Origin of the sequence: Chenggangzhangella methanolivorans, from assembly GCF_042648545.1 — a bacterium.
In the GTDB taxonomy this organism is placed as follows: domain Bacteria; phylum Pseudomonadota; class Alphaproteobacteria; order Rhizobiales; family Methylopilaceae; genus Methylopila; species Methylopila methanolivorans.
Genome location: NZ_JBHRXS010000020.1, coordinates 1 through 23,351 on the forward strand (window position 1 = coordinate 1; position 23,351 = coordinate 23,351).

General features: G+C 67.7%; 24 protein-coding genes. 15 read left to right on the forward strand and 9 right to left on the reverse strand.

Features of this window, described 5'->3' with window-relative positions:
* Positions 1–659 precede the first annotated feature (659 nt).
* Complete coding sequence (locus tag ACFOWB_RS25505) at positions 660–854, reverse strand: hypothetical protein (protein WP_261401867.1); 195 nt, start codon at positions 852–854, stop codon at positions 660–662.
* A 62-nt stretch (positions 855–916) separates the two neighbouring features.
* Between ACFOWB_RS25505 and ACFOWB_RS25510 the strand changes: the two genes are divergently transcribed.
* Positions 917–1,048, forward strand: a complete 132-nt coding sequence (locus ACFOWB_RS25510) for a hypothetical protein (RefSeq protein WP_261401866.1) — start codon at positions 917–919, stop codon at positions 1,046–1,048.
* A gap of 187 nt (positions 1,049–1,235) precedes the next feature.
* Here the strand turns inward: ACFOWB_RS25510 and ACFOWB_RS25515 are convergent, their stop codons facing one another.
* From ACFOWB_RS25515 to ACFOWB_RS25525, 3 genes are all read right to left on the reverse strand, one after another.
* Positions 1,236–2,171 (reverse strand): collagen-like protein, encoded by a 936-nt coding sequence (locus ACFOWB_RS25515; protein ID WP_261401865.1) that lies wholly within the window; start codon positions 2,169–2,171, stop codon positions 1,236–1,238.
* A gap of 269 nt (positions 2,172–2,440) precedes the next feature.
* Positions 2,441–3,901 carry a sensor histidine kinase gene (locus tag ACFOWB_RS25520; protein WP_378150160.1) on the reverse strand — a complete coding sequence of 487 codons (1,461 nt, stop codon included), beginning with the start codon at positions 3,899–3,901 and terminating at the stop codon, positions 2,441–2,443.
* 5 nt (positions 3,902–3,906) lie between these two features.
* The gene (locus ACFOWB_RS25525; RefSeq protein ID WP_378150162.1) at positions 3,907–4,563 is read right to left on the reverse strand and encodes a response regulator transcription factor; all 657 of its coding nucleotides are present in this window, start codon (positions 4,561–4,563) and stop codon (positions 3,907–3,909) included.
* A gap of 473 nt (positions 4,564–5,036) precedes the next feature.
* Here ACFOWB_RS25525 and ACFOWB_RS25530 point away from each other — a divergent pair, with 473 nt between their 5' ends.
* The 6 genes from ACFOWB_RS25530 to ACFOWB_RS25555 all read left to right on the forward strand — a co-directional run bounded on the left by ACFOWB_RS25530 (position 5,037) and on the right by ACFOWB_RS25555 (position 11,220).
* Positions 5,037–6,107 carry a type III polyketide synthase gene (locus ACFOWB_RS25530; protein WP_261401864.1) on the forward strand — a complete coding sequence of 357 codons (1,071 nt, stop codon included), beginning with the start codon at positions 5,037–5,039 and terminating at the stop codon, positions 6,105–6,107.
* Positions 6,104–6,829, forward strand: coding sequence for a methyltransferase domain-containing protein (locus ACFOWB_RS25535; protein ID WP_261401863.1), 726 nt, complete (start codon positions 6,104–6,106; stop codon positions 6,827–6,829). Before ACFOWB_RS25530 ends, ACFOWB_RS25535 begins: the two co-directional genes overlap by 4 nt.
* Positions 6,826–7,953 (forward strand): NAD(P)/FAD-dependent oxidoreductase, encoded by a 1,128-nt coding sequence (locus ACFOWB_RS25540; RefSeq protein ID WP_378150164.1) that lies wholly within the window; start codon positions 6,826–6,828, stop codon positions 7,951–7,953. The genes ACFOWB_RS25535 and ACFOWB_RS25540 overlap by 4 nt, the downstream gene beginning before the upstream one ends.
* A 63-nt stretch (positions 7,954–8,016) precedes the next feature.
* Positions 8,017–8,784: a GntR family transcriptional regulator gene (locus ACFOWB_RS25545; RefSeq protein WP_378150166.1), complete on the forward strand. Its 768-nt coding sequence runs from the start codon at positions 8,017–8,019 to the stop codon at positions 8,782–8,784.
* 39 nt (positions 8,785–8,823) lie between these two features.
* The gene (locus ACFOWB_RS25550; RefSeq protein ID WP_378150168.1) at positions 8,824–10,188 is read left to right on the forward strand and encodes an FAD-dependent oxidoreductase; all 1,365 of its coding nucleotides are present in this window, start codon (positions 8,824–8,826) and stop codon (positions 10,186–10,188) included.
* A 51-nt stretch (positions 10,189–10,239) separates the two neighbouring features.
* Complete coding sequence (locus ACFOWB_RS25555; protein ID WP_261401859.1) at positions 10,240–11,220, forward strand: tripartite tricarboxylate transporter substrate binding protein; 981 nt, start codon at positions 10,240–10,242, stop codon at positions 11,218–11,220.
* A 371-nt stretch (positions 11,221–11,591) separates the two neighbouring features.
* On the opposite strand, the gene ACFOWB_RS25560 is transcribed toward ACFOWB_RS25555, so the two are convergent.
* The 3 genes from ACFOWB_RS25560 to ACFOWB_RS25570 form a co-directional block, all read right to left on the reverse strand.
* The gene (locus ACFOWB_RS25560; protein WP_261401858.1) at positions 11,592–12,050 is read right to left on the reverse strand and encodes a tautomerase family protein; all 459 of its coding nucleotides are present in this window, start codon (positions 12,048–12,050) and stop codon (positions 11,592–11,594) included.
* Between the two features lie 85 nt (positions 12,051–12,135).
* On the reverse strand, positions 12,136–12,462 hold the full coding sequence (locus ACFOWB_RS25565) for a tautomerase (protein WP_261401857.1): 327 nt from the start codon (positions 12,460–12,462) through the stop codon (positions 12,136–12,138).
* A gap of 104 nt (positions 12,463–12,566) precedes the next feature.
* Entirely contained in the window at positions 12,567–13,364 is a 798-nt protein-coding gene (locus tag ACFOWB_RS25570; RefSeq protein WP_378150171.1) for an SDR family NAD(P)-dependent oxidoreductase, read from the reverse strand.
* A 122-nt stretch (positions 13,365–13,486) separates the two neighbouring features.
* Between ACFOWB_RS25570 and ACFOWB_RS25575 the strand changes: the two genes are divergently transcribed.
* Positions 13,487–14,443, forward strand: coding sequence for a GlxA family transcriptional regulator (locus ACFOWB_RS25575; RefSeq protein ID WP_261401856.1), 957 nt, complete (start codon positions 13,487–13,489; stop codon positions 14,441–14,443).
* 360 nt (positions 14,444–14,803) lie between these two features.
* On the opposite strand, the gene ACFOWB_RS25580 is transcribed toward ACFOWB_RS25575, so the two are convergent.
* Entirely contained in the window at positions 14,804–16,117 is a 1,314-nt protein-coding gene (locus ACFOWB_RS25580) for an ATP-binding protein (protein WP_261401855.1), read from the reverse strand.
* Complete coding sequence (locus ACFOWB_RS25585; protein ID WP_378150174.1) at positions 16,114–16,791, reverse strand: response regulator; 678 nt, start codon at positions 16,789–16,791, stop codon at positions 16,114–16,116. The genes ACFOWB_RS25580 and ACFOWB_RS25585 overlap by 4 nt, the downstream gene beginning before the upstream one ends.
* 204 nt (positions 16,792–16,995) lie before the next feature.
* Here ACFOWB_RS25585 and ACFOWB_RS25590 point away from each other — a divergent pair, with 204 nt between their 5' ends.
* The 7 genes from ACFOWB_RS25590 to ACFOWB_RS25620 all read left to right on the forward strand — a co-directional run bounded on the left by ACFOWB_RS25590 (position 16,996) and on the right by ACFOWB_RS25620 (position 23,249).
* Positions 16,996–17,256, forward strand: coding sequence for a hypothetical protein (locus ACFOWB_RS25590; protein WP_261401854.1), 261 nt, complete (start codon positions 16,996–16,998; stop codon positions 17,254–17,256).
* Between the two features lie 35 nt (positions 17,257–17,291).
* Positions 17,292–18,086, forward strand: coding sequence for a COG4705 family protein (locus tag ACFOWB_RS25595; RefSeq protein WP_261401853.1), 795 nt, complete (start codon positions 17,292–17,294; stop codon positions 18,084–18,086).
* A 223-nt stretch (positions 18,087–18,309) separates the two neighbouring features.
* Positions 18,310–18,489 carry a hypothetical protein gene (locus tag ACFOWB_RS25600; RefSeq protein WP_261401852.1) on the forward strand — a complete coding sequence of 60 codons (180 nt, stop codon included), beginning with the start codon at positions 18,310–18,312 and terminating at the stop codon, positions 18,487–18,489.
* A complete protein-coding gene (locus ACFOWB_RS25605; RefSeq protein WP_378150177.1) occupies positions 18,486–19,328 on the forward strand; it encodes a 2OG-Fe(II) oxygenase family protein in 843 nt (280 codons plus the stop codon). The genes ACFOWB_RS25600 and ACFOWB_RS25605 overlap by 4 nt, the downstream gene beginning before the upstream one ends.
* Complete coding sequence (locus ACFOWB_RS25610; protein ID WP_261401849.1) at positions 19,325–22,015, forward strand: sugar-transfer associated ATP-grasp domain-containing protein; 2,691 nt, start codon at positions 19,325–19,327, stop codon at positions 22,013–22,015. The genes ACFOWB_RS25605 and ACFOWB_RS25610 overlap by 4 nt, the downstream gene beginning before the upstream one ends.
* Positions 22,016–22,209: 194 nt before the next feature.
* Entirely contained in the window at positions 22,210–22,986 is a 777-nt protein-coding gene (locus tag ACFOWB_RS25615; RefSeq protein ID WP_261401848.1) for a COG4705 family protein, read from the forward strand.
* 65 nt (positions 22,987–23,051) lie between these two features.
* Complete coding sequence (locus tag ACFOWB_RS25620; RefSeq protein ID WP_261401847.1) at positions 23,052–23,249, forward strand: hypothetical protein; 198 nt, start codon at positions 23,052–23,054, stop codon at positions 23,247–23,249.
* Positions 23,250–23,351 lie beyond the last annotated feature (102 nt).

The following is a 23,351-nucleotide window of genomic DNA, read 5'->3' on the forward strand; positions in this document are numbered from 1 at the left end:
ATATCAGCGACTTCCGCACCAGCACGCCTCAGTTGCGAACAGCAGCCGGTCCATACATTCGGGTCATGAGGCGAAGTTTAATGAGCCACTCCAGTATTGCCACCTGCACACCCGCTCGCGGGTCCGCCAGCTAAATCGCGGTTGCAGCGCGGTTACCGTCACGAACCTCGCGGAGAATTCAGTCCGCTCTGCTCCAGTTCACTAGGGTTCAACAACGCAAGCCGAAGCGCTCGTTGAACTGCGGCGTCGGGAAGCTCATTCTGAGCTTCCCCTTAGCAAGGCAGCGACACGGCAATTTCTCGTTTGCCAAGGTTGGGGTCGAGGGTTCGAATCCCTTCGCCCGCTCCAGTCTCTCAAACGAAGAAAGCCGCCGGTCTCCGGCGGCTTTCTTCGTTTGAGAGACTGGAGCGTCCGGTTTCAATGAGTTCCAAAGGGCCGTGGTTGCACGCGGGTTACTTGTCTGCTCCCAACTGCCGATATGAAATCGTGCTGTCGCTTTGGCGTGCCGTAGTGTGTTTCATGATCAAGAGGGGCCGCGGGACGCGGAGAACGACACACGCGCCTGAAGTTCCGACAGCTTGTCTCGAGCCTCGAGAGAGATCGCCTTGATCTCTTCCTGGTCCTCGATCCGGTCGTAGCGCCTGGGGCCCGCGGCCGGCTTACCGGGGCCGTTCGGGCTGGACGCCACGCAGATAGCCGAGCGAGACGGCGGCGCGGACCTCCGCGAGCGCGATCAACAGCGCGCGGATCGCGGCTCGTTCATCCCCGCGGGCCCTTATGATCAGCTCGCCGACGACGGCTTCAGTCCAATCTAAGCTCTCATCTTCGAACAGTTTCTCGTCAGCGTCCAGCATGGCCTCCCTGGTAGATAGGAATTTATTCTGTTAAAGCAAAAATAGAACACGGCGATTTCAGCGTGGGCGAGTTTCGCGAGATCGCGGAAGCGATCCGTGCCTTTCAGGCTCAGGCGAAGCGCGCGAGGGAGAGCACGCTAGCGCACCTTCTGGAAATGGCGGCGCTCGAGGCGGAGGAGCGGGCCAGATCATGAATGGCGCCGGTTGAAGCGCGGGGGCTTTGTCCCCGCCGGGATGTTCCAGAAAAAGCCCGGCGCGTTCCCCTGAAGCGCCGGGCTTTTCTCCGTCCGAGACGCGCGCTCGGCGATCACGCCGATCTTAGCGCCGCAGACGGCGCGTCGACCTCAACGTGGCGGCTCCGGCGCCGGAAGCGCCTCGCTGCTAGTTCCCTGGCGCCAAACAGCAGCGTGCTCGTGCATTGACCGTTTGATCCGAGGCCGAGCCGTTTCTTGCCGAACAGACAAACGCGGTACCGTCACCGCTGATGTCGGTCAGCGCATAGGTGATCAGGAAACTCGAGCCCCTGCAGCCGCCGCCCACGATGGTGTAGCCCGAGGCGCAGACGGGCGAATAAACGTCGAGAGCGCCCCCGCTCGCACTGACGGTCCGCGTGGTGAAGGCCGTCGAATAGCAGCTGAGCGCTCTCGAAAACACAGGTCCAGCCGGACCGGTCGGCCCGGTTGGACCAACGGGCCCAGCCGGCCCTTGGGCCCCGTCCGCGCCTGCAGCGCCCTGGGGGCCCGTTGCGCCGTCCGCGCCTGCGGGACCGGCAGGTCCCTCAGCACCCTGAGGGCCAGTCGGGCCGGCGGCTCCCGTCGGACCAGTTTCGCCCGCAGGTCCCGTGTCGCCCTTGGTTCCCTTTGCGCCCTCGCGAGCGAACAGCGACCAAAACTCCGATTTGGCGCCCGGCTTTTCGCCTTTGTTGGTCTTTTTGTTTTCGACTGCGATCCAAGACGAGCCGTCGAAGTATACGACGTCATTTTCAGTATAGGTTTTCGAGCTAAGCCAGTTGTCGCGCGGGTTGATGCCGCGAGGCCCACAGTTGGCCACCACCGCCCTGGCGGTTTGGCTTCCTTGCGTTAGCGTCACGATGCAGTCAGCGGGCAGGTAGACGACCGAAAACTCGAATTTTCCTTTGCCGTCGGCCTTTTGATTGTATTGATCATCAAGCGTGACCCTGGCGCCCGCGGAGGTCTTGCCCGTCACAACGAGCCGACCGTTCGCGATCTCTGCCGAGACGACGTCGATCGCCGCGTGCGCCTGTCCAACAAACGCCAAGCTCGCCGCTGCGAGCATGCCTATCTGCAGACCGCGCATCTTCAATTCCCCACTGTTCGTACGACAGCGAGGATGACTCAGACGATTATTTTGAAAGTCAGTAGAAACACGTAGATCTACAAGTATTTATCTACCAGCGACGGCGCCGCCACCCATCGAACTTTAGTTGCAATGAGAGATGCGGCTGCGCTCGCACAGCCTTCATCTCGGCATCGCAGGTCTCGAGGTTGTCGAGTATGCTCCTCAGGATCTCGGTCTGGGCGAAGCGCGCGCCTGTCGACGCCGGGCAATGAGACCTCCAAACTCGCTTATGGATGAACCTGACGGCTCCCCTCTCCGGCCTGTTGCACGCGCCAATCGACGATCAGTCTCGTGCTCGCCGGGGGCCGTCGCCCGCTCGCGGCCTGCGCCGCCGCGGTCACGGAGCGCCGCGCGAGCGTGAACGACACCACGCCGTTCGGCGCGGCGCGGTCGATCCAGAGCGCCGAGCCGTAGGCCGCCAGAATGTCCTGCACGATGACGAGCCCGAGGCCTGCAGAGCTTTCGCGGTCGCCTGCGGTGAGGCTCGGGGGCGCGGCGTCCGAACCGAAGCCCGGACCATCGTCCTCCACCACGATGCGGGCGGAGGTGTCGGAGACCTCGATTCGGAGAGACACAGCGCCCTTCGCCCATTTGCGAGCGTTGTCGAGCAGGTTGCCCAGGATCTCGCCGAAGTCGTCCGGATCCATCTGCAGCATCAGCCTGTCCGGCGGGACGTAGCGCCATTCAAGCTCTTCGCCGCGTGGCAGACGGGTCATGACCCGCACGAGCCGCTCGGCCGTCTTCGAGGCGTCCACATAGGCGCCGAGCGCGGCCGTCGCGCCGTGGGTGCGCGCGCGGGCGAGCTCGCGTTCGACATGGGTCTGGATCGATGTGATCTGCTCGCGCAGGCGCTTCGCCGACTCGCCTTGCCCTTCGCTTTCGAGACGCCGGCATTCGGCGGAAAACACCGCGATCGGCGTCTTCAATCCGTGGGCGAGCGACCCTGCGCGCTCGCGAGCCTTCTTGACCAGTTCTTCCTGCCCATCGAGCAGACGATTGAGATCGATGGTCAGGGGCTCGACCTCGGCCGGCACCGCCAGATTGAGGCGCGCGGACTCGCCCTCGCGGACAGCGTTCAGCTCGGCGCGCAGCCGCGCCAGCGGCGACAGGATCACATGAAGCTGGAGGCCGGCTGCTGCGACAAGCACCAGCGCGATCAAGGCGAGGACGTAGAACATGTCCCATAGGAAGGCGGCCCGCGCCGCGACGATCTGGTCGTGGTCGAGCGCGACCGCGAGCGAGAGAGTTCGTGCCGAGCCCGGCGGCCCGACCGTGATCTCGCGCTCGGCGACATAGAGCTCCCGGCCGCCGGGCGTCTCGACCTCGTACCAGGGCGAGCCGTCGTGCATCGGCGCGTGGCGGGCGAGGTCGACCTGGCCGTCGCCGAGCGAGGGCGAGCGCAGCACGGGATGACCGCCCTCCGACACCTGCCAATAGGCGCCGCTGTCGAACCGGCCGTAGCGGGAGTCGCGCTCGGGCTGGGAGATCTTAAGCTCGCCGTCGGGCGCGACCGTGATGTCGCGCGCAAGGTCGGACCAGCGAACGTCGAGGTCGCGGCCGAGCGTCTCGAGCATGTGACGATCGAAGACCACCGCGAGCGCGGCGCCTGCGACGGCGAGCACGCCGACGATGCAGACGGCCGCGACGAGCAGCATGCGACAGCGAAGCGTTTTTGTCTGTCCGGCCATTTCCGTCAGGCCTCCAGCACATAGCCTTGGCCGCGACGGGTCGCGATGGCGTCGGAGCCGATCTTCTTGCGGATGCGGGCGATCAGCACCTCGACCGCATTGCTGTCCGGCTCCCGCTCGGACCCGTAGACATGCTCGACGAGCTCGGATTGCGAGACCACGCAGCCTTTGTGATGGGCGAGGTAATTGATCGTCCGGAACTCGAGCGACGACAGGTCGACCGGCCGGCCCTCGCGCACGACCGAGAGCCGCCGTGTGTCGATCCGCAGGCCGCCCGCCTCGATCACCGAGGTCGCGTGCCCCGCGGCGCGGCGGACGAGCGCGCCGACCCGGGCGATCAGCTCCTCGATCTGGAACGGTTTGGGCAAATAATCGTCGGCGCCGGCGTCGATGCCCTCGACGCGCTCCATCCAGGCGCCGCGCGCGGTGAGGATGAGCACGGGCGTGGTCACGCCTTCGGCGCGGAGGCGCCGGAGCACGCTGAGACCGTCGAGCTTCGGCAGGCCGAGATCGAGGACAACGCAGCAGTAATTCTCTGTCCCGGCCTTGAACCAGCCGGCTTCGCCGTCGCCTGCGACCTCGCAGACATAGCCCGCCATTTCGAGAGCGCGCGCCACGTCTTCGGCGATCGACCGCTCATCCTCGACGACAAGAACACGCATGCACGGGCCTTTTCGCGCCGGCGGCGCTGCTGGCCAGAGCAACGTCGTCTGAAGCCGCAAGCGGCGGAAGACCCGAACACTAGCAAGCGCAAGCTGACGGCAGGCTGACAGGCGCCGTCAGGCGCGCAAGGGGCGGCGGGGGCTAGTCTCAGCGCATCGGTTGACGCGGCGCCGCCCGCTCCGCGTCAAGGCCACGAGATCGGCGCGGCTTCCCGCCCCTCGCCGACGCCGCTCTCGTGGCCTCCCGTGGCGTCGAGCATCGACATGCGGTCATCTTTCAATCGCGTTCAGCCGACAGACTCGCCGCCCGGCGGAGCTGCGCCCGCGTATCCTCGCCCGGCGCCATGTTCCTCGCACCGTGGCGGAATGCGGCCGTCTCCGGCGCGTCTCTTCTTCGGGGGAACGATCACAGTCTCCGGCCATTCCACGGAGAGCGTCAGCCTGCGGGGACAGGCGCTCGAGAGGCAAACCGCTTGACCATCGCGTATCTCAACCGCGTCGCCACCGCGACGCCACGGAACGACGTCCACGACGCCTTCGTCGACTTCGCCGAACGACAGATCTCCGACCCACGGGTCGGCCGCGTGTTCCACCGCATGGCCGAGCGCGGCCAGATCGACCATCGCTGGTCGTCGCTCCGCCCGAAACGCGACGACGGCGACGGCGTGCTGGACCTCGACGGCTTCTACGAGCTCGGCCGCTTCCCCTCGACCGCGGCCCGCATGCGCCGCTACGAGGCTGACGCGCCCTCGCTTGCAGCCGAGGCCTTCGGGCGGCTCGGCCTCGGCGAAGAGGCGACGAGCCTCACCCATCTCATCGTCGTCTCCTGCACCGGATTTTCCGCTCCCGGCGTCGACTTCGACCTGATCGCGCGGTTCGGGCTCAATCCCTCGATCGAGCGCACCACGGTGGGCTTCATGGGCTGCTACGCGGCGATCAACGGGCTGAAGCTCGCCCGACACATCGTGCGTTCCGAGCCCGAGGCGCGAGTGGCGGTCGTGTGCCTCGAGCTCTGCACGCTGCATCTCAACGAGACGCCCAGCATCGAGCAGCTTCTGTCGTTCCTCGTCTTCGGCGACGGCTGCGCCGCCGCGCTCGTGAGCGCCGAACCGACCGGCGTTTCGCTCGACAGCTTCCACGCCGCGATGGCGCCGGGGACCGCGGAGGAGATCCGCTGGAACATCCGGGACCTCGGCTTTGACATGTTCCTGTCCGGCCAGGTGCCGAGCGAACTCGGCCGCACGCTCCGCGCGGGCGCCGAGGCGATCCTCGCAGGCCGGCGGATCGAGGAGGTCGACCTCTGGGCCGTCCATCCGGGCGGACGCTCGGTGCTCGACGCGGTGGAGACGGGGCTGTCGCTGAAGGAGGACGCGCTCGCGGCCTCCCGGCGCGTGCTCCGAGGCAACGGCAACATGTCCTCCGCCACGGTGCTGTTCGTGCTCGCCGAGATCATGCGCGAGGCCGAACCCGGCCAGACCGGCTGCGCGCTCGCCTTCGGGCCGGGGCTCGTGGCCGAGACCATGATGTTCAGGGTCGCGGGATGAGCGCCTTCAGCGCCGCCGCGCGCTCCCACGAACGCGAGTTGATGGACGACGACGCCACGGACTACGCGACGTTTCGCGGGTGTCTCAAAGACCTCGCCCGCGTGAACCGGCTGTCGCTCGGCTATCGGCCGACGCTCGACTTCTTGAAACGGCTTCAGCGGGAGGACCGGTTTCCGAGAAACCGTCCGCTCGCGATCCTCGACGTCGGTTCCGGCTATGGCGACGCCCTGCGGGAGATCGCCGCCTGGGCCAGGGGCTCGGGCGTCGCCGTGAGGCTGACGGGCATCGACCGCAACCCGTGGGCGGCGCGCGCCGCGCGCGAGGCGACGCCGGCGGGCGCGCCGATCGACTATCGCACGATCGACCTCTTCGACTTCGAAGCCGACGGCGCGGTCGACGTGGTGGTCAGCGCGCTCTTCACCCATCACCTCGACGACGCCGAACTGATACGCTTTCTCGGCTGGATGGAGCGGGTCGCTCGCGTGGGCTGGTTCGTCAACGACCTCCGCCGCGACCGTCTCGCCTTCCACGGTTTCCGGGCAGCCTCCTGGGCGCTGCGCATGCATCGCTTCGTGCAGCATGACGGGCCGGTGTCGTTCGCCCGATCCTTCACCGCGCAGGACTGGCGGCGCGCGCTCGGCGACGCCGGCCTGCCCGAAGGCGCGGCCGAGATCGAGCGCAAGGCGCCCTATCGGCTCTGCGTGTCCCGGGTGAAGCCGTGAGCCGCCACGACGTAGCGATCATCGGCGGCGGCCCGGCGGGCGCGGCGCTCGCCGCGGAACTCGCCGCGGCCGGTCGCGACGTCGCGCTCATCGAGCGCGAGGCGGCGCCGCGCGACAAGGTCTGCGGCGAGTTCCTGAGCCCCGAGGCTGTCGCCGTGCTCGACCGGCTCGGGATCGATCTCGCCGCGCTCGGCGCGGTTCCGATCCGCGGCGTCGGGATCTCGCGTGGGTCATGGCGCAGCGAACGGCCGCTGCCCTACCGGGCCATGAGCCTGTCGCGCCGCGCGCTCGACGAGGCAATGCTGCGGCGGGCGGAGACCAACGGGGCCCGCGTCCTGCGAGGCGCTTCCGCGCGCGGCCTCGCCCGCGACGGCGAGCGCTGGCGCGTCAGCCTGCCGGCAGGGGCGGTCACGGCGCGCGAGGTCGCGCTCGCGACCGGCAAGCACGACCTCCGCGGCCATCCGCGGCCGAGCGGCCCGCAAGGCGATCTCGTCGGCTTCAAGATGCATTTCAGGCTCGGGGCCGACGCCCGCGGGGCGCTTTCAGGCCGGGTCGAGATCGGACTTTTCCCGCGCGGCTATGGCGGACTCGAACCGATCGAAGACGACAGGGCCAACCTCTGCTTCGTGATCTCGCAAGCAGCTCTAGCGGCCTCGGGCGGCGGCTGGGCCGGGGCGTTCGATCGCGTCCGCGCATGCTCGGCGCGTTTCGAGGCGCTGCTCGCGGACGCGACGCCGCTGTTCGAGCGCCCGCTCGCCATTTCGCGCATTCCCTATGGGCTCGTCCGGCGCACGACCGAGGGCCCATGGCTCATCGGCGACCAGGCCGCGGTGATCCCGTCCTTCGCCGGCGAGGGCGTCACCTTCGCGCTGCACGGCGCGGCGCTCGCGGCCCGCGCGATGCTGGCAGGGAAACCGGCGGCGGCGTTCCAGGCGGAGCTCGCCCGTGACGTCGGATCTCAGATCCGGCTCGCGACCGCCCTCTCCCGGATGATCGTCCACGCGCCGGTCCAGCGCCTCGCGCAGCTCGTCGCCCCGGCGGTCGTGCGCTGGCTCGCGGGCGCCACGCGGCTGAAGGCCCCCTCGCCTTCTTCGGCTGCGCCGGTTTCGGCTGCTCGCGGCTAGTCCCTCTCGCAAGCGTTACGCCCTGCCATCGCCCACGTCGAAACGCGCGGCTTGAAAAGTCGCATGCAGACTTGTATGCAGATCTCCATGCAGGACATTACAAGCCGCGCCGAACCCGTTCCGACCCGTTACGAGCAGGCCTATGAGACCATCCGCGAGATGATCGTCTCGGGGCGCCTGCGCGGCGGCGACGTCATCTCCGAGGTCAAGCTCGCCGGAGAGCTCGCGATCAGCCGCACGCCCGTGCGCGAGGCCGTGAAGCGGCTGGTGGCGAGCGGGCTTGTCGAGAGCACGCCGCGGGGCCTGCGGGTGTTCCGGCCCAAGCCCCAGGACGTGGCGGAGGTCTATTTCCTGCGCGCGGCCATCGAGGGCGCGATGATCCGCGCCGCCTGCCTGCGGATCGCGCCCGACGAGATCACAGCGCTCCGAAAAATCCACACGAGGACGCTCGAGGCCAATGGGCGCGACGACATCGCCTCGCTCGTCGCGCTGAACGGCGAGTTCCATTCCGCGATCGCCGCGGTGGCGGGGAGCGTGCGGGCCGAGAACAGCCTGATGGCGCTCGATCCGCTGGTCGCGACCTATCGCCGGCTGTCGCTGTTCGCGCCCGGCCATCGCGCGGCGTCGATCGACGAGCACGGCCGCCTCATCGACCTGCTCGACGCGCGCGACGGCGACCGGGCCGAGGCGCTGATGCGCGCCCACATCGCCCGCGCCGGCCGCCGCATCACCGACGCGGTGCTGCAGATCGATCCGGCGGGCGACGACGGCGAGGCCGCCCGGCAGCTCGCCAATCTCGACAGCCTCGACGCCGACATTGCCGCCCGCTGAGCGCGCCAACGACAAAAATTCGCATGGGAGACGCGTGACATGGACGAGATGACTTTCGACGTGGTGGTGGTGGGCGGCGGCGTGACCGGCGTCGCGGCCGGCATCGCCGCAGCGCGCGCCGGCGCCAAGGCCGTGGTGCTGGAGCCGCGGCCCTTCGTCGGCGGCAACGCCACCACAGGCCTCTGCCTCCACAGCTTCCTGACCCGCGATCGTCGCCAGACCGTGTTCGGCCTCGCGCAGGAGATGGTCGACCGCCTGAAGGCGATCGGCGCCGCGGTCGGCCACATCCCCTATGACGGCTTCGTCAGCGCCGTGACGCCGGTTGACGGCGACTGGTTCCGCATCCTTGCAAGCGAGATGCTCGCCGAGGCCGGCTGCCAGGTGATCTACGGCGCGAGCGTCGTGGGCGTGGAGCGGGACGGCGACGCCATCGACGCTCTCACCGTCGCCATGAAGGGCGGGCTCCGCCGCGTGGTCGCGAACTCCTACATCGACACGAGCGGCGACGCCGACATCGCCGCGCTCGCCGGCGCGCCGACGCGAAAGGGCGAGGAAGGCACCGGCAAGATGCAGCCGGTCTCGATGCTGATGCACTTCCACCGCGTCGACACGCGCCTCATCGCCAAGACGCTCGGCGAAGTCGGCCCGGCGATGGCCGACAAGCCCGGCGAGAGCGAGCCGATCCCGGTCTACTTCAACGGCACGTTCAGCGCCTGGAACGACGTCATCGCGGAAGAGAAGATCTTCCCGAACCGCGACCACAAGGTGTTCTTCAACACCGTCTGGCCGGACCGCATCAACGTGAACACCTCCGCGGTGTTCGGCGTCGACGGCACGGACCCGCTCGCCATGTCGCGCGCCTTCCAGGACCTGACCCGGCAATGCGTGAAGGCCGGCAATTTCCTCGTGAAGCACGTGCCAGGCTTCGAGCGCGGCTATTTCGCGCCGCAGGTGGTCGCGGGCGTGCGCGAGAGCCGCAACATCCTCGGGCGCTACGAGATCACCAAGGAAGACGTGCTCGAGGGCCGGAAGTTCGACGACACGGTCGGGCAGATCTGCTTCCCCGTGGACATCCACCACCCCGACACCGGCCAGGCCTATTTCGTGGATGTGGGCGGCGACGGCGCGTTCGACGTGCCCTACCGCTCGCTGCTGCCGCAGGGGATCGACAACCTGATCGTCGCGGGCCGCTGCCTCTCGGCCACCCACTTCGCCCATGGCGCGACGCGCAACATGGCGCCCTGCATCGTGACCGGCCAGGCGGCCGGAACGGCGGCTGCGCTCGCCGCGCGCGGCAACGCGCCGGTCGCCCATCTCGACGTCGCGGACCTGCAGAAGCGGCTCGTCGCCGACAACGCGTTCCTCGGCGAGACCACGGAGACGCGCCAGCGCCGAACAGCCTGACGATCGAACTCAAGACTCAAAAACAAGAAGCCGCACATTGGGAGGACTGACATGAGGCGTAGGGAGTTTCTTGCGCTTGGGGCCGGCGCGCTTGCGGCGCCGGCCTTCATCACCAGGGCGCATGCCGTCCGGTCGGACTGGCCGACGAAGCCCGTCCAGATCACCGTGCCGTTCCCTCCGGGGAGCGCTTCCGACATCCTGTCGCGCGCGCTCGGCGCGCCAATGGGCGACATGCTCGGCCAGCCGATCGTGGTCGAGAACAAGCCCGGCGCCGGCGGCGCGATCGGCACCGGCTCGGTCGCGGTCGCGCCAGCCGACGGCTACACGCTGCTGATGGCGACAGCCGCCCACACCATCACCGCGGTCACCATGAAGAAGCTGACCTTCGATCCGCGGAAGGACTTCATCCCCGTGATCGAGCTCACCACCATGCCGCTGGTGCTGGTGGTGCACCCGGACGTGAAGGCGAACTCCGTGCAGGAGCTTGTCGCGCTCGCGAAGGCAAAGCCCGGCGGCATCAGCTTCGCCTCCTCCGGCCCCGGCACCACGCACCAGATGGCGAGCGAGTTCCTAAAGCTCACCGCCGGGATCGACATCGTCCACGTGCCCTATCGCGGGAGCGGTCCGGCGCAGCTCGACCTCACGACAGGTCGGGTCGACATGATGTTCGACAACATCGTGGCCTGCATCGCCAACATCCGCGCGGGCAAGCTGCGGCCGCTCGCGGTCAGTTCGAAGCAGCGCTCCTCGATCCTGCCCAACGTGCCCACGATGGCGGAGTCCGGCTATCCGGACTTCGACGTCGGGGCGTGGTTCGGGATCATGGTGCGGGCCGGCACCCCGCAGCCGATCGTCGAGCGCATCGCGAAGGTCTCGGGCGAAGCCATGCGCCAGCCCAAGGTCTCCGACCTCTTCACCAAGGACGGCGCGGTGGTGACGTGCAGGACCGGAGCGGACTTCGAGAAGCTGCTGGAGGCCGACTACGCCCGCTGGGAGCCGGTCGCCAAGGAAAGCCGGATCCAGATCGAATGAGCATCAGCTTGCTGGGACGGTGTTGGATGTATCAACTCCGTCCCGGCAGGATCGGCGCTTTAGGGCCGATGAGACGACCGGCGCTCCATGGCTTCTTGGGTAAGCGGGAAAGTCGGGTCGGCGTAAAGCCTCCTCTTAGAGGCGGCCCCTACATGATCATACACCCGCAACCGTTCGGCGGAGCGCCAGAAGCGGATGCGATCGGCTTGTCCGAAAACAAACCTTCGCCACACGCGCTTGGATAGAGAGGCGCGCAAAACTCGCTCGCTCTGCATCGCCGACGCGAGTGGCGGCTTTGCTTGAGGACGGCGTTATCGGGGCCGCTGCCCGGCGGTCGGAATTGTCGTCTCCATCCCGACTGCCGCCATCGCCTACAGGACGAAACCATCCCTCTTCGTCCCGAGCGCCGCGATATAGTCCCGGAGCGAGGCCGGCAGGGCTTCGAACCACTCTTGCTCCTTGCCCGGCAGGGGCAGGACATGGCCGTATTCCACCATGTCGGTCGGCTCGAGATTGCAGAGATAGACCCAGATTTTCTCCTCCTCGACGCCGGCGATCCGGGCGACATCCCGCATGATCGCGAGCATCAGCCCGCTGCGTTGTTCGACCGTCCGGCCGGAGCGGATGTCGGCCCTGATCCAGATCTGTTCCGACGCGGGCTCGCCGCCCAGGTAGCGCTGCGCGCCGGCCTTCTCCTCGATGACCACCTGCACGAAATAGGCGGGCGCGCCCGTCGCCTCGTGATGGTTGCGGGTGATGGCGCGCGCGATCTCGGCCTTCTTGGCCTCATCGAGCAAGTTGGGGCGCACGGAGCAGACGTAAGTCGGCATGACGTTCCTCCCTTGTGGGCGCATGGATTTGCGCCGCTGTTTTCATGCGAGGCGGCCGCCGGGAGCTCCGGCGCGCCGTTGTCTTCTAGCTCTCGCCCGGCTCCCATTCCGGGCTGTAGCCGCCCAGCGCCGGATGATACATCTCGTCCCCGGAGTGCTGGGTGAACTCGACGTTCAGCCGATCCTCCTCGAGGCCGAGGATCTTGACGCAGTGGGCGCAGAGCGCCTTCGCGACCTCCATCCTCAGCTCCGGCGGCCGACCGCGGCGCACGTCCAGCATCATGACCGAGACCGGGACAGGATCCGTCCCGGCCTCGACCACACGCCAGACCCCGCCTTCCCCCAGTTCCCGGATCGCCACGCTGATGCGCCGGACGTCGACGGACATCATGGCGGCGTAGGTCTCGCTCATGCGTCTCGCGAGACGCCTTTTGTCAGCCCAAGGATGCGGGCCGGCCACGTCGAGCTGCAGATATGGCATCGGGAGCGCTCCGGTTCGCGATCGCGCCGAGGGGCTCAGCTCAGCCCGTAGCGCGGCGAGGGCTTTGCGTTGTTGAACTTGGGCGCGAGCGCGAGGCGGCCATCCTCCCAGCGCGACCAGTCGTCGTCGTCCTGAAGCCCGGGGATGGTGACGCGCTCGCCCTTGTCCAGGCCGGCCAAAGCCGCGTCGACGAGATCGGCCGCCGACATCGTGATCGGCGAGGTCTTCTGCGCCGCATAGCCGGCCACGTCCCAGAACTCCGTCGCGGTCGCGCCGGGAAGGACCGTCTGGATGCGGACGCCCTTGCCGGCAAGATCCTTCTGCAGCGAGTGGCCGAAGCTCAGCACGTAGGACTTCGAGGCGCCGTAGACGCCGTTCAAGACCTCGACCGCGACCCCGACCACCGACGAGATGTTGATGATCGTCCCCGAGCCGCGCGCAGTGAAGCCCGGGACGACCGCGTAGGTCAGCCTCGTGAGCGCCGTGACGTTGAGGAAGATCATGGCCTCCATCTCGTCGACGTCCGCGGTCTCGATCGAGGCGACCGAGCCGACGCCTGCGTTGTTGACCAGCATGGCGACGCTCGCGTCCTCCTTCAGCCGAGCCTCGAGGCGGGCGAGATCGGCCTTGTCGCCGAGGTCCGCCCTGAAGGCCTCGACGGCCCGCCCCGTCTCTGCGGTCAGCCGCGCGGCGAGCGCGCGCAGCCGCTCCTCGTTCCGCGCGACGATCAGAAGGTCGTAGCCCCGTCTCGCGAGCCGCTCCGCATAGACGGCGCCGATGCCTGTGGAGGCGCCGGTGACGACGGCGACGCCCTTTGTGGTCTGGGTGTTCATTTTCTTGGCTCTCTGAATGCCTCTTGGCGGCGCGGCCGCCGTTCCATGCACAGACGCTACCGTTGATCTATTCCGTCTCAAATGTCATATGTGCGTCGTTTTAAGACATAGTCGAGGGCGTGATGAGGCGCATCGGTTTCGTTGTCTATCCGGACCACTCGCTCATGGGCCTCGCGGCCGTGACGGCCTTCGAGATCGCCAATCTCGTCGGCGACGAGGCGGCCTATGACCTGCGTTTCGTTTCGGAGCGCGGGGGAGGAGTCCGCACCTCCGTCGGCGCGAAGCTCGACACCGAACCCTTTGGGGAGGAGGCCTTCGACACGCTGCTGATTGGCGGCGGCACGCTCGTCAGTCCCTCGACCGAAGGCCTCATCGCTTTCGTGCGCGCCGCCGCCGGCCGAAGCCGCCGCGTCGCCGCGATCTGCACTGGGGCCTTTGTGCTGGGCGAAGCAGGGCTGCTCGACGGCCGGCGCGCTACGACGCACTGGATGCACGCCCGGGACCTTCAGAGACGGTTCCCGAAAAGCGTCGTCGACGAAGACAGGATCTTCATCAATGACGGCCCGGTCTGGACTTCCGCCGGCATGACCGCGGGCGTCGATCTCGCGCTCGCGCTCATCGAGGAGGATCTCGGCCGGGAGGTCGCCAGGTCGGTCGCGCGCAAGCTCGTGCTCTACCATCGCCGCGCGGGCGGCCAGTCCCAGTTATCGACGCTTCTCGAGCTGGAGCCCAAGTCGGACCGGGTGCAGAGCGCGCTGACTTACGCCAAGCGCAACCTCGACAAGCCCCTCACGGTCGAGGATTTGGCGGAGGCCGCGCGTCTCAGCCCGCGCCAGTTCAGCCGCGTGTTCCACGCCGAAACCGGCCAGTCGCCCGCCAAGGCCATCGAGAACCTGAGGGTTGAGGCCGCGCGCGAGCTGATGGAGAGCAGCCTCCATCCGATCGACGTCATTGCCGACCGGACAGGCTTTGCAGACCGCAACCGGATGCGGCGGGCCTTCGTGCGCGCGTTCGGCCAGCCGCCCCAGGCCATCCGGCGCAATGCGCGCGCCGAAGCCATCGACGCGACAGGACGTTGAAGCAGGGCGACCCGTCGATGAGCGCGGATCAGACGGGGCTGCGCCTGACGTCATGCAGCGAACCATGAAGCAACCTCGCGACACGGCCATTCATCGCTTGCGAAGGTTGGGGCCGAAGGTTCGAATCCCTTCGCCTGCTCCAGTCTCTCAAAACGAAGAAGGCCGCCGGTCTCCGGCGGTTTTCTCTGGTTCCGGACTCGATTCGAACGGCGGTCTGAGAGGCTGTGGACGCAGCTCGGTCACATCGAGCTTTCCTGCACCCGATGGGCGCCACGCCGACCTTGGCGACGATCGCCGTGGGGACGGCGAACGCGGCCGCGAGCCACGCCCAAGCAGCCGGAACCCGCCCGCGCGCCCGCTTCATGCGGCTGGCGCGGGCAGCGGCAGGCTTATGGTGACGCGGAGACCGCGCGGCTCGGCCGCATTCTCGAGCCGCACCTCCATGCCCGATCGCGCCGCCGCCGCCTTGACGATGGCGAGACCAAGGCCCGCTCCCCCGGAGGTCGCCCGCCCCGCTCGCACGAAGCGTTCGAACACACGCTCCAGCTCGTCTTCGGCGACGCCCGGACCGGTGTCGCGAACAGCGATCTCGACCCGGTCGCCCGCCAGCGCGCTCGAGACGTCGACGCTGCCGCCGGACGGGGTGTAGCGCACGGCGTTGTCGACCACGTTCATCAGCGCCGCGGTCAGGTCCTGCTCGCGGCATCCCACGGTCGCATCGATCTCGGACACAACCCCGAGATCGACCCCGCGCTCGTCGGCGAGCGGCAGCGCCGTCTCGATGACTTGCCGCAGCGCCGCCGAGAGGTCTGTCGAAGGCGAGACGCTCGGATCATGCGGCGCCTCGGCGCGCGCGAGGTCAAGAAGCTGGGATGTCAGGCGGCTCATCCGCAAGATGCCTTGACGGATCTCGGCGATCTCGCCCGAAACGGCCTGAGCGCCCGGAGCCCGCGCAAGATTGCCGACTTGGAGCTGGAGCGCGGCGAGCGGCGTCCGCAACTGATGGGACGCGTCGGATACGAACCGCTTGCGCAGCTCGAGCAGTTCGTTCTGCCGGGCGAGCAAGCCGTTCACCTGCTCGACCAGCGGCACGATTTCGCTCGGCAGCCCCTCGGTCGACAGCGGGCTGTCATGCTCGGCCTGAGCTTCGCGAAGCTCGTCCGTGAGACGCTCGAGCGGGCGGAACAGGCGGGTCACCAGCACCCCGAGCACCAGCCATGACAACGGGATCAGGATCGCGATCGGCGCGACCGCCTGGATCGCGGCCTCGTTGGCGAGCTCGTCGCGCGTCTGCTCGCGCTGCGCGGCCTGAATGACCCGGTCGTCCGTCACGATCGCGTAAGAACGCCAGCCCTCGCCCTTCACCACCTCGTCGCTGAAGCCGGTTTTCTGGGTGGCCGGAAGATCGACGCTGTCGTCTGACCGGCGGATGATCCGCCCGGTCGCGTCGCGAATGACGATCAGGATCGCGTCGTCGGCCTCGATCGGCGGGTCGGGGGGCGGCAGGGGCCTCGCGACGTCCCCGACGTTCATGGCGATCTGGCGGAGCTGATCGTCCAGAAGCTCGTCCGGCTCGCTCTCCACCACCAGGAACGCCGCGCCCACGGCGGCGATCCCAACCGCGGTGAGCAGGAGGAAAAGCGCGAGCGCGAGCCGTGCGCGCAGCGACTTCATGCGAGGGCGCCGGCGGTCGCCTTCGGGATCACCCAGCCGACGCCGCGGACGTTGCGCACGATGTCCTTGTCGAACTTGCGGCGGACGTAGTGGATGAGCACGTCGACCGCGTTGCTCTCCACCTCCTCGCCCCAACCGTAAATGCGGTCCTCGATCTGCGAGCGAGACAATACCGCGCCGGGTCGTTCGGCGAGCACCTGGATGAGGGCGAACTCCCGCGCCGACAAGGCGTGATGCTGGCCGCGATAGGCGACCTCGCGGGTCGCGAGGTCGAGAGTCAGCTCGCCGCACTCCATCAACGAAGCGGAGCGGCCGGCGTTTCGGCGGACGGCGGCGCGGATGCGCGCCTTGAGTTCGTCGACCTCGAACGGCTTCACGAGGAAATCGTCGGCGCCGCGGTCGAGCCCGTCGATCCGGGTCTCGAGGTCGTCGCGCGCCGTCAAAATCACGATCGGAGTGTCGTCGTTGCGCTTTCGAAGCCGATCAAGGATCGCAAGCCCGCAGCCGTCCGGAAGGCCGAGATCGAGCAGGATGACGGCGTAGGACGACGTGTCGAGAGCGGCAAGGCCCGTGGCGGCGTCCTCGACCCAGTCGACCACCACGCCGGCGTCGGCGAGCGCCTGCTTGAGGCTCGGTCCGATCATCCGGTCGTCTTCAATCAGAAGCGCGCGCATCGCTTTGGGGTCTGTGTGAGAACCGGACGCGCCGGCAGGGACAGCAGAGCATCGCAGGACCAGAATTATAACTCGATTAGGAGCCGAAGCATCTGCTCGGGCGGCTTCGCGCGCCCCCTAAGTCGCGCCTAAGTCGCTCCGCTTATCCCGATCGTCATCGCGCCATCGAGCAGGTCGACGGCGCCTCCATCGATCGGACGCCCAATGAAGACCATCAAGCTCGCCACAGCCGTCGCGACCCTCGCCTCGGCCGGCTGTTTCGCATCCTTCGCCTATGCGGCCGCAGTCCCGTGCGAGGACAAGCTCGTCGAACTGCGCGCGGCGATCGCAAAGACGACGCTCGGCGACGCCGACATGAAGCCGGTCAAGACGCTCGAGGCGAAGGGCGTCGAGCGCTGCAACGCCGACGACGACAAGCGCGCCGACGCTTTCTTCGACGACGCGCTGAAGCTCCTCAAGAACTGACCGTCCAAAGCGACATTCGACAGACAGGAGACGTCATGACGGCGCTCGCCCGCAAGACCCAGACCAAGGCGCTCAACCGGGCCCCGGAGGTCACGCTCGAATTCTGGCTGATCAAGCTCATGGCGGTCACCATGGGCGAAACCGCCGCGGACTACCTCGCCGTCAATCTCGGGTGGGGCCTGACCGCGACGTCGCTCGTGATGAGCGCGTTCCTGGTCGCGGCCATCGCGCTGCAGTTCGCCCACCGGCGCTACGTGCCGTGGGTCTATTGGCTCGCGGTGGTCATGATCAGCATCGTGGGCACGCTCGCGACCGACACTCTCGTCGACACGTTCGGCGTCGCGCTGACCACGACCACGGTCGTGTTCACGCTCGCGCTCGCCGCGACATTCGCGATCTGGCGGCTGTCGGAAGGGACGCTGTCGATCCACGAAATCTTCACGACGCGTCGCGAGGCGTTCTACTGGAGCGCGATCCTGTTCACATTCGCGCTCGGGACGGCGGTCGGCGACCTGATCGCTGAACATTATGAACTCGGCTACCTGACGACGGGTCTGCTGTTCGCGGCCAGCGTGTCGGTGATCGCCTGCGCCTATTACGCATTCCGGCTGAACGGCGTCGCGGCTTTCTGGCTGGCCTATATCCTGACGCGCCCGCTCGGGGCCTCGTTCGGAGACCTGCTGTCGCAGCCTACCGAATATGGCGGCCTCGGCTGGGGGACCATCGTGACCAGCGTGGGCTTCCTGCTCTGCATCGCCGGCTTGGTGGCTTTTCTTACCTTCAAAGGCCGGGTCAGGTCGGGAACGCCGGCGCGGAGCTCGGCGGGATAGCGCCCTCCACCGCCTCGCGTGGACGCCGGCATCCTCAGACCCAGCGGCCGCCCTCACAGGCGGCCGCTTCCTTTTGTTCAGTTTGGCCTCCGAACTGTTCGTTTTTCAGAGCTTTTCGGGCGTCGCGCGCAAAAGCCGGCGCCTCCGCCCGCCAGCTAATTCGTGCCTAAGTCGCCGGTCTCAGTCTCCGCCGCAGCGTGAAACGAACGGTGAAGGCGCGTCGATGATGGGGTCTCGAACCAATCCAAACCAGTCGGTCCTACGGGCGCTGATCGTCGCCTTGAGCGCGCTCGCCGCGGCGGCCGCCTTCGGCGCGGTCGTCGCCTCGGCGCTGTCGATCGGCGGCTCCCGGATCAAACCCTCCCTCCAGAATCCCTTCGAGTCTTCGAGGTCGTCCCAGTGAAAGATTTCGCCAACGCGGTCCGCAGCGCGTCGAGCACCCTGCTGCGATCCGGCTACGCCATCGTCCGCACGGGCGGGCTGATGAAGGCCTGTCTCGACGAGACGTTCGACGACGCGGACGGCTTCTTCGCGCGAACCGCGGCCGAGAAGGCCAGGTTCTCGAGGCCCGACATCCTGGAGGGCCACCGCGCCTTCGGGGCCGAATTTTCGGGCGACGCCTCCCGGCCCGATCTGAACGAGACCTATTCGCTCGTCCTGCGCAACCAGACCCGCCCCGACATCGCCGGATGGCGCGCCGCAAATCCTCTGCACGGCGACCTCTGCCGCGCCGCGCCGTTCTACGCCACGCTCGCCAACGGCGTGCTCGACGACCTGCGCGACGCCGTCGACCCGGAGGGCGACCGCATCGACGCGGCCGAATTCTCCTACCTCCAGCTCAACTACTATCGGCCGGGCCGGGAGACCCGCGACCTGCTGCAGGACGCGCACGAGGACGGCCATCTGCTGACGATCGTCACGTCGCGCCAGCCGGGGCTCGAGTTCGAGGTCGACGGCCGGTTCGAGCCGGCCAATCTCGCGCCCGACGAGCTGCTGATCATGCCGGGAGGCATCCTGACGCTCATGACCGGAGGCCTGATGCAGCCTCTCGTCCATCAGGTGCGCAACGTGCCGGGCCTTCGCAAGCGGGCGTCGCTGATGTTCTTCGTCAACGCCAGCGTCGCCAATCCGCCGCGCGCATGGATCGCGGCGCGGGACGGAACCTACCCGGACATCCGCCAAGCCACGATCGAAAGCTCGCAGATGTTCGGGCTCGGCTCCATCGGAGCGCTCGCGCAATGATCGCTCCCCGCACGTCTGTCGCCGGCCAGTTCGGGCCGTTCCTGCTCGCCTTCGGACTCGCGCTGCCGCTCTTGGCGCTCTCGGGCCGGGTCGCGCCGCTCGGGCCCGAGTCGGGCTTCGAGATCGGCAACGACTTCGTGGCGCTGCTCGGACTGAGCTTCGCAGGGATCCAACTCGTCGCGCACCGGCGATCCGCCAGCTTGCGTGCCGCTTGGGGCTGGGCCGCGCTTGGAACCCTGCTGATCGCGGTCGAAGATCACCTCGAACCGCTGGTCGCGCCTGTCGTCCCGAAGCTCCTTGAGGTCGGCCTCTCGAACGTCGCCTGGATCCTGGCGGCTTCTCTGATCGTTCTCGCCGGCCGCCGCTACGCCATGCGCCGCTACGTCATGATCGTGATGCGCCTGGGCCTTGCGATCACCCTCGCGGCGGTCGGCCTCAACTTCGCGCTGCACGCCTTCGGGTTCGACGAAACTGCCCATGGGATGGCGAAGGCGGAGGATCTGGCGGAGCTCGCAGCCACGACCACCTTCGTGCTCGGCCTGCTGCTCACCCAGATCGCGCCGATGAAATCCTACCATTTCGCCCCGGACCAGATCGGTCTCAGGGCGCGGAGGCTGTTCTACGATTTCGGCCTCGAGACCCGCCGGCGCTATCCCGCGCCGCAGCCGATCCTGGCGCTGCCGGTCATCCGGCATCTTTTCATCCTCGCGATCATCGCGCGCTTCATGCCGGGCTCCGCGGGCGCGGTGCGCGACGTCTATGGCCGCGGCGTCCTCGCGCAACTGGGCGATCTCCTGCGCATGGGCTTCGTGCACGGCGTCGACGCCAAGAGCTATTACGTCCACGAGCTTTACCGGCCCGAGCCCGGCCTGTTCGAGGCCACCATCACCCGCGTCGAGACCAAGAACGGGCTGAACCGCCGAATCCAGTTGCTGCGCGCCGCCCAGGGCGGGCCGAGCGACATGAACGACAAGCTCGAATTCTTCCGCGTGTGCGAGGAGCACGGCGTGGCGACCGCGCCGATCATGGCGACCGTCGAGGACGGCGCGCTCGTCTGGATGGCGTCCCGCGACGACTTCGATCGTGACCTCTTCGTCAAGGATCGCAGAGGCCGCGGCGGGCGCTTCACGTTCAATTTCGAGAGGGCCGGCCGGTTCCTCTACCGCGCGGACGACGGCGCCATCGTCAACCTCGCCGAAGTCCTTCAAACGCTTCGGCTCTCCTCCGCCGACCGCAGGCTGATCATACAGCCGAAGCTCCGCAACCATCCCCTCATCGGGTCGCTGGCCGAGAAATCCCTGGTGGTGTTCCGCGTCATGACCTGCCTCGACTCTCGCGGAGAGCCGCAGGCGACGCACGGCGTGCTCAGGCTGCTGCGCCGCTTCGAGCCCGGCTGGCCGAAGACGCCGGACGCCGACTGGGGCTGTGAGATCGACGTCGAGACCGGCGCGTTCGGCCTGATGACCGGCGACGCGCCGGAGACCGCGACGCGCTGGTTCACCGACCATCCGGCGACCGGCGAGCGGCTCTCCGGGCGAATTCTGGAGGGCTGGCGCGAGATTTCGGAAGCCGCGCTCGCCGCGCATCGCGTGTTCTCCGCTCGCGTGCTCGTCGGTTGGGACATCGCCTGGACGCCTGAGGGGCCTGTCATCCTGGAAGGCAACTCCAATCCGGACGTCTCCTATTTCCAGCGCGTCTCCCGGACGCCCGTCGGACGTTCCCCGCTTGGGCCCCTGCTCAATGTCCATCTCGGCGCGCTGACCGCGAAGCTGCTCGACCAGACGGCGCGCGAACAAAGGCGGCCGGACGCCGATCGACGTGACGCCAAGCCGGGGCCCCGGTCGTTTGTCGCGGCGAAGCTTGCGGTGGATCGCTTCTTCGAACGCGGAATCGGCGGAAGGGCCGCCGGAACCTTGGCCGACATGCGCTTCGCGCGCTGGCGTCGGGCGAACCCGGGCGCGACCTACGCCGACTTCTACGCCCATCGCGCGACGCTGCGGCTCGAACGCGGCGGCGCGCACAAGACGCTTGGCCTGCGTCACTACCGGGCGGATCCTCTCTTTGCGTCGGTGACGCACGAAACCGCCCAGTTCTCGAACCGCGGCCGCCGCTATTTCAGGTGGTTCGAGGATCGGGCGCTTCGGTCCGACATGGTCTGCGTGGACTATGGCTGCGGCAGCCTTCGCGTCGGACAGCATTTCATCCGCCATCTCGAGCCAGGCAGGTACATCGGGCTCGACGTCGTCGATCGCTTTTTCAGGGACGGGCTGACCTTGCTCGGACCGGAGCTCGTCGCCGAGAAGCGTCCCTATCTGTCGGCGATCGACGCAGCCTCTCTCGAATTCGCGGCGCGCCGCAATCCCGACCTGATTTACAGCACCGCCGTGCTCCAGCATGTGCCGCCGGCCGAGCTCGACGCCTATTTCGGCGCGATCGTCGGCATGATGGGGCCGCGCGCCGTCGCGGTGGTGAACTTCAAGTCTGCGGACAGCACGGTGCGCATCGGCTCAAGCGCCTGGGCGCATTCCTTCCCCAAGCTGCTGTCTTCGCTCGATCGGGTCGATCCGAAGCTCATCGTCTGGCACGAACCGCAGCCGGCGGGCGACGGCGACGATCATGCGCAGGCCATGCTGATCATCGCGCGCGCGCCGGACCAACTCGCAAAGTGGTCGGCGCGCCCAGACTGATCGACGTACGACGAGCCGCCGCGCAGGTTTTGCATGTTCGACCGCTTCCGGGACAGATCCCGGAAGCGGTCGAATTCTTATTCGTCTTGCTCGTGGCGCGACCGCCTAAGTCGGATCTAAGTATCGACAACGATCCTCGGCGACCGAAGAGCGCCGGCCATCACTGCCGGCGCCCCAGTTTGCGGAGACGTCCCATGCATCGTTCGATTGAAGACGGCCTGAGCAAAACGCCTCATGTCACGTTGCTCTTCTGGATCATCAAGATCGCCGCCACAACGCTCGGAAAAACCGCCGGCGACGCGCTCTCCATGAGCCTGAACTGCGGCTACGCCGCGAGTTCGTTCGTGCTTTTCGGGATCTTCCTTGCGCTCTGCGTCGCGCAGATCAGGGCGGAGCGCTACCGGCCATTCCTCTACTGGGCCGTCGTCATCGCCACCACGACCGTCGGCACGACGATCGCCGATTTCGCAGACCGCTCGCTCGGCTGGGGCTATCTCGGCGGCGTTGCGGTTCTGGCGAGTTTCCTCGCCGTCGTGCTCTTCGTCTGGCGACGGACGCTCGGAACGATCTCGGTCGCGCGCATCGTGGATCGCAAAGCCGAGGGCTTCTACTGGCTGGCGATCCTCGCCTCCAACATGCTCGGCACGGCGCTCAGCGACTATTTCGCCGACGGCTCGGGCCTCGGCTATGACGGCGCCGCACTGATCTTCATCTCGGCGCTCGCCATCATCGTGGCTCTCATGCTCGCGACCGACATGTCCGTGACATTGCTGTTCTGGGCCGCGTTCGTGCTGACCCGGCCGCTGGGCGCGGCCCTCGGCGACCTGCTGACCAAGCCGCTCGATCATGGCGGACTGGATCTCAGCCGGTTCTCGTCGTCGGGGGTCTTGGCGGCCCTGATCCTAGCGCTCGTGCTTTTTGGGACGCGTTCGGGCGGATCTCCTCACGCCGACGCGCGGTCGTCGGTCTGACCAAGCGCGCGGCGGGCGTCCGAGAAGTCGAGCCCCGACCGCCTGCCGGTTGGGGCTTCCGGCGGGTGAAGATCGAAGCGACGTCGCTGGCGTTGCGCGGCCGGGATCACTCCGAGCTTGAGCACGCCGGAAAGCCGCTCGCGCGAGCCCGTGAGGCCGTCCTTCAGGCTGTTGTCGTCCGTCAGGATCTGGCGGCCCAGGCCAGCACCTTCTCGCCCTCCGGCGTCAGCCCGACGAAGCGGCGGCTGCGCTGCACGAGTTGAACGTCGAGATCCTCCTCGAGTGCAGCGCTCCCCGGAGCCGATCGACGACGGAGCCGGCAACCAGTCGCCGACCTTGATCCTCTGATCAGTCCCGACGACGCC